At 70.0% G+C, this 13,157-nt stretch carries 10 protein-coding genes; 4 read left to right on the top strand and 6 right to left on the bottom strand.

The genetic code is table 11. The features are described from left to right. The first annotated feature begins 4 nt into the window (after positions 1 to 4). A complete protein-coding gene (locus ACX9GQ_RS11675) occupies positions 5 to 1,039 on the top strand; it encodes a M14 family metallopeptidase (RefSeq protein WP_459629711.1) in 1,035 nt (344 codons plus the stop codon). 22 nt (positions 1,040 to 1,061) lie between these two features. On the opposite strand, the gene ACX9GQ_RS11680 is transcribed toward ACX9GQ_RS11675, so the two are convergent. Both ACX9GQ_RS11680 and ACX9GQ_RS11685 read right to left on the bottom strand, forming a co-directional pair. Then, complete coding sequence (locus tag ACX9GQ_RS11680) at positions 1,062 to 2,126, bottom strand: C-terminal binding protein (protein ID WP_459629712.1); 1,065 nt, start codon at positions 2,124 to 2,126, stop codon at positions 1,062 to 1,064. 5 nt (positions 2,127 to 2,131) lie between these two features. Beyond that, a complete protein-coding gene (locus ACX9GQ_RS11685; RefSeq protein ID WP_459629713.1) occupies positions 2,132 to 3,271 on the bottom strand; it encodes a 2-aminoethylphosphonate--pyruvate transaminase in 1,140 nt (379 codons plus the stop codon). Between the two features lie 90 nt (positions 3,272 to 3,361). Here ACX9GQ_RS11685 and ACX9GQ_RS11690 point away from each other — a divergent pair, with 90 nt between their 5' ends. The 3 genes from ACX9GQ_RS11690 to ACX9GQ_RS11700 all read left to right on the top strand — a co-directional run bounded on the left by ACX9GQ_RS11690 (position 3,362) and on the right by ACX9GQ_RS11700 (position 9,166). Next, on the top strand, positions 3,362 to 5,428 hold the full coding sequence (locus ACX9GQ_RS11690; RefSeq protein WP_459629714.1) for a hydantoinase/oxoprolinase family protein: 2,067 nt from the start codon (positions 3,362 to 3,364) through the stop codon (positions 5,426 to 5,428). Then, on the top strand, positions 5,425 to 7,422 hold the full coding sequence (locus ACX9GQ_RS11695) for a hydantoinase B/oxoprolinase family protein (protein ID WP_459629715.1): 1,998 nt from the start codon (positions 5,425 to 5,427) through the stop codon (positions 7,420 to 7,422). The genes ACX9GQ_RS11690 and ACX9GQ_RS11695 overlap by 4 nt, the downstream gene beginning before the upstream one ends. Positions 7,423 to 7,600: 178 nt before the next feature. Next, on the top strand, positions 7,601 to 9,166 hold the full coding sequence (locus ACX9GQ_RS11700) for an ABC transporter substrate-binding protein (RefSeq protein ID WP_459629716.1): 1,566 nt from the start codon (positions 7,601 to 7,603) through the stop codon (positions 9,164 to 9,166). Here ACX9GQ_RS11700 and ACX9GQ_RS11705 read toward each other — a convergent pair. From ACX9GQ_RS11705 to ACX9GQ_RS11720, 4 genes are read right to left on the bottom strand one after another with little or no spacing between them, the layout of a single operon-like run. Further along, positions 9,153 to 10,208: an ABC transporter ATP-binding protein gene (locus ACX9GQ_RS11705; protein WP_459629717.1), complete on the bottom strand. Its 1,056-nt coding sequence runs from the start codon at positions 10,206 to 10,208 to the stop codon at positions 9,153 to 9,155. The genes ACX9GQ_RS11700 and ACX9GQ_RS11705 overlap by 14 nt on opposite strands. After that, the gene (locus ACX9GQ_RS11710; RefSeq protein ID WP_459629718.1) at positions 10,205 to 11,197 is read right to left on the bottom strand and encodes an ABC transporter ATP-binding protein; all 993 of its coding nucleotides are present in this window, start codon (positions 11,195 to 11,197) and stop codon (positions 10,205 to 10,207) included. Before ACX9GQ_RS11710 ends, ACX9GQ_RS11705 begins: the two co-directional genes overlap by 4 nt. Further along, positions 11,194 to 12,114 carry an ABC transporter permease gene (locus ACX9GQ_RS11715; protein WP_459629719.1) on the bottom strand — a complete coding sequence of 307 codons (921 nt, stop codon included), beginning with the start codon at positions 12,112 to 12,114 and terminating at the stop codon, positions 11,194 to 11,196. The genes ACX9GQ_RS11710 and ACX9GQ_RS11715 overlap by 4 nt, the downstream gene beginning before the upstream one ends. Then, on the bottom strand, positions 12,114 to 13,085 hold the full coding sequence (locus ACX9GQ_RS11720) for an ABC transporter permease (RefSeq protein ID WP_459629720.1): 972 nt from the start codon (positions 13,083 to 13,085) through the stop codon (positions 12,114 to 12,116). Before ACX9GQ_RS11720 ends, ACX9GQ_RS11715 begins: the two co-directional genes overlap by 1 nt. Positions 13,086 to 13,157: the final 72 nt, after the last annotated feature.

Raw genomic sequence — 13,157 nt, forward strand, 5'->3', positions numbered from 1 at the left:
CGTCATGCCCGCCGAACGCCGCATCGTCCGCCCATCCGGCCTCGACCTCGAGAGCCCCGGCCGGCGCGACTACCACGTCGCTCTGGAACACGATTCGATCTGGGGCGACCACCTGATCCCCCTCACGGTCTTCGTCGGCCCGGAGGCGCGCCCGGGACAGGGGCTCGTGGCCTTCGGATCCAACCACGGCAACGAGTACGAAGGGCCGATCGCGCTCCGGCATCTGACGGACACGATCGCCCTGCCCGACGTCCGCGGCCGGATCATCCTCGTGCCGGTCCTCAACCCCGCGGCGTTCCGCGCCGGCACGCGGGACTCCACGCTCGACGACCGCGTCAATCTCAACCGCGCCTTCGTGCGCGACGCCGGGAGGACCCCGGCCCTTGCCGGCATCACGCACCGCATCGCCGACTTCGTGCGAACCTTCATCTGGCCGCACGTCCACGTCGTCATCGACCTGCATTCCGGCGGGCAGGTGGCGCGGTTCGCTCCGTCCGCGAGCTTCCATCCCATCGACGATCCGGTGCAGGGAAAGCTGATCGAGGAGACGGCGCGCTGGTTCGGCACGCCGCTCGTCATCACCTACCAGAACGAGACGCCGGGCCTGCTGCCCAGCGAGGCGGAACGGCTGGGCAAGATCACCGTCGGGACGGAACTCGGCCACGGCGGCGCCGTGAGCCACGAGGGCGTCCGCTACGGCCGCCAGGGCGTCCTGGCCGCCGCAATCCGTCACGGGCAGCTCACCGGCGACATCCAGCCTATCGCGCACCACGCCGCGGGGACGCAGATCAAGGCCTCGATGGTCGACCGCGACTGCTTCACGGTCGCACCCTTCGCTGGGCACTACGAACCGCTGATGGCCTGCGGCACGATGGTGAGGGCGGGCGAGCCTGTCGGCCTTCTGCACGACTTCGAGCGGTTGGACCTGCCCCCGTGGAAGGCGCGCGCAGGCGTCGACGGCGTGGTCATCGCGCAGGCCTGGGCGGCCCCCGTGCTGCAGGGGCAGCACATCGTCGTCACGGGGCGCGTGACGGCCTGAGCGTCCGGGACGGGAGCAGCCGTCAGCGACCGCCCTCTGCGTCGCCCGCCATCCGGCGCATGTCGAGGCTGTCGAGATTGACGCAGCTGCGCAGCTTGCCGTCCTCGAAGAAGTCGAAGATCGCCTGCGCCGACAGCCGGCGCATGTCGGACAGGCTCTCGGGAGTGAAGAAGGCTGCGTGCGGGGTGATGATCAGCCGCCCTTCGAGCCACGGCTCCTGCCGCGTCCACGCCGCGATCAGCGGATGCGAGCGGTCGAGCGGCTCGACCGGCAGGACGTCGAGCGCCGCACCCACCAGTCGCCCCGAGCGCAGGGCACGCTCGACCGCATCGAGATCGACCACGCCGCCGCGCGCCGTGTTCACGAGGACCGCGCCCGGCTTCGACGCCGCCAGCGCGCGATCATTGATGAAGCCGGCCGTCTCCTTCGTCAGGGGGCAATGGATGCTGACGACGTCGCTCATGGCCATGAGCTCGTCGAGCGTCGACGCCCGCGTGAAGCCGAAGGACAGTTCTGCGCCCGGAGGCAGGTAGGGGTCGAAGAACGCGACCCGCATCTCGAATGCCTTGGCCCGCAGGGCCGCGGCCGTGCCGATGCGCCCCATCCCCACGACACCGAACGTCAGGCCCCGCAGGCGCCGGACGGGCGCGAGAGGAAGCGACAGGGTCGCCCACGCATCGTCGCGCGTCAGCAGGCGCATGTGGTAGGCCGTCACGCCGCGCAGCATCGAGAGCGTCATCGCGAGGGCGTGGTCGGCGACCTCCATGGTGCCGTAGTCCGGCGTGTTGCACACAGGGATGCCGCGCGCGCCGCATGCGTCGAGATCGATGTGGTTGAAGCCGACGCCGGCCTGCACGACGATCCGCGTCCGCTCCATCGCCGCCACCGCCCCGCCCTTCAGCCCGTGCCGGCTGCGGCAGTTCAGCACCGCATCCGCCCACGCCAGGCGTTCGGCCGGGACGGGCTCCGCGCCCTCCGGCCGCCAGATGGCGATGTCGTAGCGATCCTCGTGCAGGACGGTACGCTCGACGTCCGGCTCCGTCGCGAACTGCGGGTCGATGATCAGGACCCGGTGGCGATTGGCCATGCCGGTCAGGCCCTCTCTTCGACGCGGGGAATCGTGCGCGTCACGCCGATCTCCTGCATCGACTCCTCGATCGCGTCGAGGATGACGGAGATGTCGTCCTCCACGATGTCGCCCATGCAGCCGATGCGGAACGTCCCTGCCGCCGTGAGCCGGCCGGGGAAGATCACGATCCCCCGCCGCTCCATCGCCGCATAGAACTTCTGGAAGTCGTAAGCGGGATCGTCGGGATCCATGAAGGTCGCGATGATGGGCGCAGCGACGGTGTCCGGCAGAAGCGTCCTGAACCCGCGCTGGCGCAGCCCGTCGACGAGGCGGCGCCAGTTGCGCCGGTAACGTTCGCCGCGCGCCGCGACGCCGCCCTCGGCCTTGTGACGCTCGCAGGCCTTGGCCAGGGCGGCCAGCACGTGCGTGGGGGGCGTGAAGCGCCACCACCCGCGCGATTCCATGAAAGCCCACTGGGCATGCAGGTCGAGCACCACCGATGGCGAGCGCCCGGCCGACGCCTCCAGCACGTCGCGCCGGCAGATCACGATGCCGACACCGGGGACACCCTCCAGGCCCTTGTTCGGCGAGATCATCACTGCCTCGATGCCCAGGGCCTTCACGTCGAGGGGGAAGGAGCCGAACGAGGCGACGGCGTCGATCAGCAGCCTGATGCCGCGCCGCCGCGCCACGGCCGCCAGCGGCTCGACGGGATTGTAGATCCCGGTGCCTGTGTCGACGTGACACATGATCATGTGCGTGATGCCGGGATTCTCGTCGATCACCGCGTCGAGGTCGGCTTCGGTGGGTGTCACCGTGAGCGGCAGCTCCAGCATCACGACCCTGTGACCGACACCTTCCGCGACCTCCTTCAGGCGGATGCCGTAGAAGCCGTTCTGGATCACGAGGATCGTCGATCCCTTCGGCACCAGCGTGTGGAACACGCCCTCGATCGCGAAGGTGGCGCTGCCCTGGACGGGCACGCACTCGTGGGTGCCGACGCCGTTGCAGATCTCGAGGAGATAGGCGCGGATGGCGTTGACCTGCGCCATCATCTCGTCGCCGTTCGGGCTCCGGTCCCGGAGCATTTCCTGCTTCACTGACGGCGCAACGGTCACTGGGCCGGGCGTCAGGAGATAGAAATCGTGCCGCCGGTCGGGCATTGCGATCCTCCGCTCTGGTCCTTCGCCCACGGCGATTGACTCGTTGGTATACAATCATACAACTTGGAGAACGGCAACGCGGAGCGGCGCATGGGCGGCAGGGGGAGCGGGCCGGGACGTTACCGGATCGGCGTCGACGTCGGCGGCACCTTCACGGACTTCGTGATGGCCGACCTCGCGGCCGGCGGACTCATCTTCCACAAGGAGCCGTCGGTCCCCGCCGATCCCTCGCGGGCAGTCGCCAGCGGCGTCGCGGCCCTGCTGGAGCGGGCCGGAGCCGTCGCCTCCGACATCGCGCTCATCGCGCACGGGACCACCCTCGCCCTCAATGCGGTCATCCAGGAGCGCGGCTCGCCGGTGGCGCTCGTCGTGAGCCGCGGCAACCGCGACGTCATGGAACTGGCGCGGGGCCGGCTCCCCAACTCCTACAACTTCAGGATCGGGCGGGAGAAGTCGCTCGTCCCGCGCGAGAACGTCTACGAGATCGGCGCGCGGATGATGGCCGACGGCACCGTCGAGGCCGGGATCGACGAGGCCGAGCTGGACAGGCTGGCGACCGAGCTGGGGGCGCGCGGCTTCGGCGCCGTCGCCGTCATGCTGCTCAACTCCTATCGCGACCCCACACTCGAAACCGCCGTGGCCGAGGGACTGCGGCGCCGCCTGCCCGACGTGCTCGTCAGCGCGTCGGCGACACTGTGGCCCGAGCTGCGCGAGTACGAGCGCGCCCTGATCGCGGTCCTCAACGCCTATGTCCATCCGCTGATGGCGTCGTACCTCGACCGGCTCACGGAGCGCCTCGCGGCCATGGGCGTCACCGCGCCCGTGACGATCACCTCGAACAATGGCGGGGCCATGAGCGTGGCGACCGCGCGAGAGCGGCCGATCGACACGATCCTCTCGGGGCCGGCCTCCGGCGTGCGGGCTGCCGCCCATTTCGGCGACGGGTTGCCCTACCTGCTCACCTTCGACATGGGCGGGACCTCGACGGACGTGGCGACCGTCACCGATGGCGAGTTCGAGTTCGCACGCACCTCCATGGTCGGCGACTACCCGCTGATGCTGCCGGTCGTGAACGTCTCGGCCGTGGGCGCCGGCGGAGGCTCGCTCGCCTGGCTCGACGGCCAGGGCATCCTCAAGGTCGGCCCCGACAGTGCCGGCGCCGACCCGGGTCCCATCTCCTACGGGCGCGGAGGCTCGGTCCCGACGATCACCGACGCGTTGCTGGTGCTCGGCGTCCTCCATCCGGACCGGTTCCTGGGCGGACGCATGAAACTGGACGCCGGGAAGGCGAGGGCCGCCCTCTCGGAGACCGCCACCTCGCTCGGTCTTGCCGATGCGACCGCGGCGGCCGACGCGATCATCCGCATCGCCGCCGCGCGCATGTCGACCGAGCTCACCAAGTTCCTCGCCCAGAAGGGAACGGACCCGCGCGACTGCGTCCTGATCGCCTTTGGCGGCGCGGGACCGACGATGGCAAACATCCTCGCCGACGAGGCCCATGTCGGTTCGATCCTCATTCCGCCTTCGCCCGGCACCTTCTGTGCGCTGGGTGCCCTCATCTCGGACGTCCGGCGCGATTTCGTCCGGCCCGCGCGCGTCCCCATCGGCGACACAGGCGCGGGGTTCGCCCTCGTGTCCCAGCTCGTCGAGACCCTTCGCGTCGAGGCGACCGCCTGGATCGTGCAGGAAGGCGAGCTGATCCGCGACCACGCCTTCACGCTCTCCTGCGACATGCGGTATCCGGGGCAGTCCTATGAGCTGCCGATAGGCCTTTCGCCCGGCGCGGACGGCAGCCTCGACGAGGCGTCCGCCGTCGAGGCGTTCCACCTCGCCCACGAGCGGGCCTACGGGTTCCGCGAGGTCGGCAGCGCGGTGGAGGTGATGAACGTGCGGCTCGCGGCCACCGGCCTCCTCGCCCCCGTGCCGCTCCCGGACGCGGCCGAGATTGCGCCGCCGGCGCCGAAGGAGTGGCGCCGCGTCCACCTCGACGACGGCCTCGACGTGCCCGTCTACGACCGGGCCGCGATCGGGCGCGGCGCGCGGCTCAGCGGACCGGCCATCGTCGAGCAGCTGGACACCACGACGCTCGCGCTCGCCGGCTGGGACATCGTGTGCGACCGGCACGGCAGCCTCCGTCTCGAGAGGACACCGGCATGAAGCTCGATCCCGTCACGCTGGAAGTCCTGCACCAGAAGCTCCGGGCCTGCGCGGAGGAAATGGCGATCACGCTGGCACGCGCCGCGCGCTCGACCTACGTCAAGGATGCGCACGACTTCGGGACGGCACTGGCCAACCTCAACGGGAAGTTCTTCGCCTATCCGGAGGCCCTCGGGGTCTCGGGCTTCCTCGACCTCGACTGCCGCCAGGCGATCGAGGCCGTCGGCGAGCTCGCGCCCGGCGACGTCATCATCACCAACCACCCCTACGCGAGCGGCGGCCTCTCCACGCACATGCCGGACCTGCAGCTGATCCGGCCCTATTTCCACGAGGGTCGGATCGTCTGCTACGGCTGGGATTTCATCCACTCCGCCGACATCGGAGGGGGCGTGCCGTCGAGCATCAGCCCCCGCTTCAACGAGCTGTTCCAGGAAGGGCTTCAGATCCCCCCGATGAAGCTCGTCGAGGAGGGGCGGATCAACAAGACGCTGCTCGCCCTCTACCGCGCCAATTGCCGCGTGCCCGACCTCAACCTCGCCGACGTCAACGCCATGCTGGCGGCGCTGACAGTCGGCGAGCAGCGGGTGGCGGCCATCATCAAGCGCCATGGAATCGCGGCCTTCGAGGCAGCGGCGAACGACCTCACGGTCTGGGCCGCTGCGAAGTCCCGTGATGTCCAGCGCCGCATCCCGGACGGCGAATACAGCTTCTGGGACTATATGGACGACGACTTCGCCACCCGCGTGCCGATCCGTGTCCGCTGCACGATGCGGGTCCGCGACGGGATGGTCGACCTCGACTATGCAGGCACCGATCCGCAGGTCGGCTCGGCCTACAACGTGCCCACGGGCGGCATCCGGCACCCGTGGCTGACGCTGAAGCTGATGCACCTCGTCGGCACGTGGGACCCGACGATCCCCCTGAACTACGGGCTCTTCGAGAACATCACCGTCAAGGTGCCGAAGGGAACCGTTCTCAACCCTGAGTTCCCCGCAGCCGTCGGCGTGCGGCACGCGACGGCCGTGCGCGTCAACGACACCCTCGTCGGCGTGCTGACGACCGCGCTGCCGGGGCTGATCCCGGCACCGTCCGGCGGCACCAACGTGCCCATCGTCATCGCCGAGCAGGACCCTCGCACAGGCAACCGGAAGCTGTCGGTGATCCAGATGCTGGTCGGCGGCACCGGTGCCCAGTCGGGCATGGACGGGGTCGACGGCCGCGACAGCGGCCTGGCCAACCTCTACAACACGCCGCTGGAGCGCAGCGAGGCCGACGTCGGCGTGCTGATCGAGGAATACGGCCTGCGCGTCGACAGCGCCGGTCCCGGCCGGTGGCGAGGCGGGACGGGGCTCGTGATGCGCTTCCGCATCCTGCGGGAGGGCTCGTCGGTCCTTGCCCGCGGCCTCGAGCGCTTCGTCTTCCGCCCCTGGGGCGCTGCCGGCGGCGGCCCTGGCGCCACCTGCCGGGTCATCCTGAACCAGGGGAAGCCCGGCGCGCGCGACATCGGCAAGATCGACATGGTCGTGATGCAGCCCGGCGACACCATCACGGTGATGACCGCCGGCGGAGGCGGCTTCGGCGATCCGTTCGAACGGGAGGCCGAAAAGGTCCTTCTCGACGTGCGCGCCGGCTTCGTCAGCGCCGCGGCGGCACGCCGCGACTACGGCGTCGTGGTGGAGGACGGCCGCCTGGACGCGACGGCGACGGCAGCGTTGCGCGCCGCCCCGCGCGACGCGCGGCCGGCCTTCGGCTTCGGGCCCGAGCGCACCGCCTGGGAAAGCGTCTTCGACGACGAGGTCTCGACCGATCTCGCCAGCCGCCTGCTGCTGCGCTCGCCGCCGAGGCGCATCGAGGTGAAGCGTCAGATCGTCGAAGCCGTGGTCCCGGGAATCACAGAGGTCGGCGAGCGCGGCATGGCGAACCTGTTCCCCGATCCGGCGGAGCAGCGGCGCCGGCTGGCGTCGATGATGGACCGCCTTCTGCCGCGTCAGTGAGCATCCGGGACCGTCCGCTGCCCAAGGAAGCGGCGGCTCGTTCCGGCAGCGGTCCGATCATGGCGCGGAAGCCGATTCGGTCTTGCGTCCCGTTCTGGCTGTAAGATTGAATACAGGAATACCAAGACGCCTGCCGACGCGCCGGACAGCGCGGTCCTTCACTCAGGAGACACGGAACATGCGAAGCAGGAGCATTGTCGCGACGCTGGCGCTGGGGATCTTCCTGGCGACGCCGGCCATGTCGCAGGAGCTGAAGATCGGTGTCCGCGCGGGCGGCGAAAGCATGGATCCCCACGCTTCCGGCGTGGGCTCCAACATCGGTTCGGCCAAGAACGTGTTCGAGTCGCTCGTCGCGCTCGACGACAGCCTGCAGCCCTCGCCGGGCCTCGCCCTGTCGTGGGAACTCGTCGACCCCGTCACGTGGAAGGTGAAGCTGCGTCCCGGCGTCAAGTTCCATGACGGCAGCAGCTTCGACGCGCAGGACGTGGTCCACTCGCTGGCCCGCATCCGCAAGGTCGCCCCGACCGACGGCGGACTCGTGCCGTTCCTCCGCCGCATCGAGACCATCACGGCGGACGACCCGCTGACGGTCACCATCAAGACCGCGGGCCCGACCGCGTCCCTGCCGCAGGATCTCGGGCGCCTGCTCGTCATTCCGTCGGAGACGCCGCTCGACGCGACGCCGGCCGACTTCAACAACGGCAAGTACGCGATCGGCACCGGGCCGTTCAAGCTGGTGTCCTTCACCCCGCGCGCCGACATGGTGCTGGAGCCCTATGCCGGCTACTGGGGTCCCAAGTCGGGCTTCTCCAAGGTCACGATCACGGAGATCACCAATGACAGCGCGCGCGTCGCCGCGCTGCTGTCCAAGCGCGTCGACCTGATCAACGGCCTTCCCGCGGCGGACGTGCCGCGCGTCAAGTCGACGCCGGGCATGGGCGTCGTGGAGAGCTCCGGCATCTTCATCTTCTTCCTGTTCACCGACTACCGGGAGCCCTCGCCCACCATCACCGACAACGCCGGCCAGCCGATGGCCAAGAACCCCTTCCGGGACAAGCGCGTCCGCGAGGCGATCTCGATGGCCGTGAACCGCGAGGCGCTGGCCTCGCGCGTGCTGGAGGGCGCGGCGTCCCCGGCGAACCAGTTCCTCACCAAGGGCTTCCTCGGCTACGACAACGGCCTCAAGCCGATCGCCAACGACGTGGAAAAGGCCAAGGCGCTGATGGCCGAGGCCGGCTATCCGCAGGGCTTCAAGGTCGCGCTGCACTGCACGTCCGACCGCCTGCCCGGCGACGGCGCCGTGTGCGCAGCGCTCGGCCCGATGCTGGCGCGCATCGGCATCACGGTCACGGTCAACGCGACGCCGCGCGCGGTCTACATCCCGGCGCAGGCGAAGGGTGACTACAGCCTGATGATGAACGGCTTCTCGACCCCGACCGGCGAGGGCAGCTACTTCATCACCACCGCCGTCCACACCCGCGACAAGGACAAGGGCTTCGGCGGCTTCAACCACTGGCACCACTCGAACGCCGCCATCGACGCGCTGATCCAGAAGGCGTCGACGACACTCGACCCGGCCCAGCGCAAGCAGCTGCTCGAGGAGGCGACCCGCGCCGTGATGGCCGAGACGGCCGTCATCCCGCTGGTGCACCTGAACGTCCTGTGGGGCGCGCGCACGGACACCATCACGTTCACGCCGCGCGTTGACGAGGAGACGCTGGCGATCAACGTCAAGCCGAAGTGACGGACCCTGCCGCGGCGGCGAGCTCAGGTTCGCCGCCGCGGTGGCAGGCGATCATGTGATCCGCCGCCGCGCCTTGCAGCGGCCCCAGTTCGGGGCGCTCCGTGCGGCAGCGCTCCACCGCGAAGGGACAGCGCGGGTGGAAGTGGCAACCCCGCGGCGGCGCGAGCGGGGACGGGATTTCCCCCTTGATGGGCTCGAACGCCCTGCGGCGGTTCAGGCTCGGCGCCTCGCGCAGCAGGGCCTGCGTGTAGGGATGCGACGGCTGCCCGAACATCGCGTCGGCCGGAGCCAGTTCCACGATCCGGCCGAGATACATCACGGCCACCCGGCCGGCGACATGCCGCACCGCCCCGAGGTTGTGGCTGATGAACAGGTAGGTCAGGTCGAACTCGTCCTTGAGGTCCATGAACATGTTCAGGACCTGCGCCTGGATCGAGACGTCGAGCGCCGCCGTCGCCTCGTCGCAGACGATGAGCGCCGGTTTCACCGCCAGCGCCCGCGCGATGCCGACGCGCTGGCGCTGGCCGCCCGACAGTTCGTGCGGGAACCGGTCCGCGTAGCTCGGGTCCAGCCCGACGCGCGCAAGGAGGTCTCGGACGGTAGCCGGCGCCTCCGCCTGTGTGATGATCCCGTGGACGACCGGCGCCTCCGCGATCGCGTCGTGCACCGACCGACGCGGGTTGAGCGAGGTCATCGGGTCCTGGAAGATCATCTGGACCTCGCGCACGAAGCGCCGGCGCGAGGCGCCGTCCATCGCGGCGACGTCCATCCCGTCGTAGCGGATGGTGCCGCCCGTCGCCCCGAGGATCCCGGCGACGACCCGGCCGAGCGTGCTCTTGCCGCACCCCGACTCGCCGACCAGCGCCAGCACCTCCCCGCGCTGCACGGACAGCGTCACCCCGTCGACCGCGTGCACAACCTTGCGCCGGTGCTGGGCGCCGAGAAGGTTGAGCAGGCGGGCCGCCACGTCGAGTTCCGTGACGAACTTCATCTCGAGCCCATCGAGCGCGAGGATGGGCGGTGTGCGCGTGGGAGCAGTCATCCGGCCTCTCCCGCCGGCTCGAGGGGCCTGAGGCACCGCACGAGGCGGTCGCCGGCGTCGGACGTCACGAGCGCCGGCTCGGCCGTGCGGCACGCGTCGACGACGCGCCCGCAGCGCGGCGCGAAACGGCAGCCGGCCGTGATGGACCCCGCCACCGGCGGCATGCCGGGGATCGAGCGCAGGCGCGCCGTCTTCGTGTCGATCATCGGCACGCTGTCGAGGAGCCCGCGGGTGTAGGGATGCAGGGGCGCGGAGAGGATGCGCTCGGCGGGTCCCTGCTCCACGATGCGGCCCGCGTACATCACCGCGATGGAGTCCGCGAGGCTGGCGACCACGGCGAGGTCGTGCGTGATCCACACCATCGCCGTGCCCGTCTCCCGGCACAGCCGCTTCGCCTCGTGCAGGATCTGCCCCTGCGTGGTCACGTCGAGCGCCGTCGTGGGCTCGTCCGCCAGCACCACGGCGGGGCGGTTGATGAGCGCGATGGCGATCACGATGCGCTGGCGCGTGCCTCCCGAGAGCTGGTGCGGATAGGCGGCGAGCCTTTCGTCCGGCGCAGGTATCCCGACCGTGACCAGCGCCTCCCGCGCCCGCCGCAGGGCCTCGGCGCGAGAGACGGAGGGATCGTGCACCGTGACCGCCTCGCACACCTGCTCGTCGATCCGCATGACGGGATTGAGCGTCATCATCGGATCCTGGAAGATCATCGCCATGTCGCGCCCGCGGATGGCGCGCATGGCGCGCCGGTCCGTCGGATCGATCAACCGGCCCGCGAGCGTCGCCCCGCCGGAGGCAATCCGGACCGGCGGCTCGAGCAGCCCCATCACGGCCAGCGCCGTCATCGACTTGCCGGAACCCGACTCCCCGACCACCGCCAGGATCTCGCCGCGCCCGACGGCGAGCGAGATGCCGTCAACCAGCGTGACCCGGCGGTCCCTCGTCACCGCCTCGACGGTGAGATCGCGGACGGCAAGCGCGACGTCGCTCACGAGCCCGACCTCGGGTCCAGCATGTCGCGGAGGCGGTCGCCGACGAGGTTGATGGCGACGATCAGCAGCACGAGCGCGACCCCGGGGTAGGCGCTGATCCACGTGCGTCCGGCGAGAATATGCTGGAAACCGTTGGCGATCAGCAGGCCGAGCGACGGCTGCGTGACCGGCAGGCCGAGCCCGAGAAAGGACAGCGTCGCCTCCAGCGCGATGGCGTTGGCCACCTGCACGGCGGCGACCACGAGGACGGTCGGCAGGCAGTTCGGCACGAGATGGCCGAACACGATCCGCCGCCCGCCGATCCCCAGCGAACGGACGGCGGAGATGTAGTCCTTCTCGCGCTCGACGAGCGCGGTCGAGCGGACGGTCCGCGCGAAGTAGGCCCACTGCACGGCCACGAGCGCGAACACGACCTTCTCGATCCCCGGGCCGAGGGCTGCGAGAAGCACCAGCGCGATCAGGATGGCCGGGAAGCTCAGCTGGAAGTCGACGACCCGCATGATGAGCGTGTCGGCAGCGCCTCCCCAGTAGGCCGAGAGGACGCCGACGGTGGTGCCGATCACGGCCGCGATCAGGCCGGCGCCCAGCCCGATGCCGAGGCTGATCCGCAATCCGTGGAGGATGGCGCTCCACAGGTCCCGGCCCTGGTCGTCCGTGCCGAGCCAGTGGTGCATGCCGGTGGAGCCGACCTCGCCCGGGCGCAGGCGGCTGTCCATCAGGTCGAGGGCGGCGAGGTCGTAGGGGTTCTGCGGCGCGATCAACGGCGCCAGGATGGCGACCACGGCGATCAGGGCGAGCAGCGCCGCGCCGAGCGCGGCCTGCGGGCTGCGGCAGAACACGGTCATCCAGCGCCAGGCGCGCTGAAGCCGTCCGGGGCGCTGGATCGGCGGCGAGGGTGCGGTGGCGGCTGCCGTCATCAGCGCCCCGCCAGCCGCACGCGCGGATCGAGGACGGAATAGGCCACGTCCACGAGGAGATTGATCAGCACGAAGAGGAACGCCGTGAACATGAGGTAGGCGACGATCACCGGACGGTCGAGGACGCCGATCGAGTCGATGATGAGCTTGCCCATCCCCGGCCATGAGAAGACCGTCTCGGTCACGACCGCGAAGGCGATGAGGGAGCCGAACTCCATGCCGATGACGGTGACGATGGGCAGAAGGATGTTGCGGAAGACGTGCGACACCACGACCCGGTGCTCGGGCACGCCCTTGGCCCGGGCGAACCGCACGTAGTCCTGCCGCAGGGTCTCCTGCATGCTGGCCCGGGTCAGGCGGATGACGAGCCCGATCTTGAACAGGGCCAGGCTGAACGCCGGGAGCATGAGGTGGCGCAGGCCGTCCAGCGTGAGGATGCTCAGCGGGACGCCCAGCACGTCGACCGTGGCGCCCCGCCCGCCCGATGGTGCGAGCCCGAGGTCGACGCTGAAGAGCACGATCAGCATCAGGCCGACCCAGAAGGTCGGAAGACTGAAGCCCAGGATCGAGAAGGCCGTGATGGCCTGCGCAGGAATGCTGTTCGGCCGGTAGCCGGCCCACAGGCCGAGCGGGATGCCGATGGCGATGGCGATCACCATCGCCGAGAGAGCCAGTTCCAGCGTCGCGGGGAGCGCCTTCAGGATGAGGCTGAAGGCTGGCACCCGGTAGACGTAGCTCGTCCCGAGGTCGCCCCGCAGGGCGCCCAGCACGAATTGCCCGTACTGCTCCCACAGGGGCCGGTCGAGGCCGAGCCGCGCGATGATCTCGGCCTTCTGCTGCTGCGTCGCCGCGGGATGGATGAGGATGTCGACCGGGTTGCCGATCAGGTAGACGCCGATGAACACGATGATCGACATCACGATCATGAGCTGTGCGCCCTGCAGCAATCTGCGGAGGATGAACAGCGTCATTGGCGCGCCCGAGTGTTAGCTTGTCATACAGTCTGGACTTGAACCCGACGATGCGCAACGCTGTCGGCGTCG

It is taken from the genome of Alsobacter sp. R-9 (assembly GCF_054612375.1).

What these genes read in the sequence shown, in the direction of transcription:
- ACX9GQ_RS11695 (WP_459629715.1), top strand. Translation starts at nt 5,425, where the DNA reads ATGAAGCTCGATCCCGTCACGCTGGAAGTCCTGCACCAGAAGCTCCGG.
- ACX9GQ_RS11690 (WP_459629714.1), top strand. Translation starts at nt 3,362, where the DNA reads ATGGGCGGCAGGGGGAGCGGGCCGGGACGTTACCGGATCGGCGTCGAC.
- ACX9GQ_RS11720 (WP_459629720.1), bottom strand. Translation starts at nt 13,085, where the DNA reads ATGACGCTGTTCATCCTCCGCAGATTGCTGCAGGGCGCACAGCTCATG.
- ACX9GQ_RS11675 (WP_459629711.1), top strand. Translation starts at nt 5, where the DNA reads ATGCCCGCCGAACGCCGCATCGTCCGCCCATCCGGCCTCGACCTCGAG.
- ACX9GQ_RS11685 (WP_459629713.1), bottom strand. Translation starts at nt 3,271, where the DNA reads ATGCCCGACCGGCGGCACGATTTCTATCTCCTGACGCCCGGCCCAGTG.
- ACX9GQ_RS11680 (WP_459629712.1), bottom strand. Translation starts at nt 2,126, where the DNA reads ATGGCCAATCGCCACCGGGTCCTGATCATCGACCCGCAGTTCGCGACG.
- ACX9GQ_RS11715 (WP_459629719.1), bottom strand. Translation starts at nt 12,114, where the DNA reads ATGACGGCAGCCGCCACCGCACCCTCGCCGCCGATCCAGCGCCCCGGA.
- ACX9GQ_RS11700 (WP_459629716.1), top strand. Translation starts at nt 7,601, where the DNA reads ATGCGAAGCAGGAGCATTGTCGCGACGCTGGCGCTGGGGATCTTCCTG.
- ACX9GQ_RS11705 (WP_459629717.1), bottom strand. Translation starts at nt 10,208, where the DNA reads ATGACTGCTCCCACGCGCACACCGCCCATCCTCGCGCTCGATGGGCTC.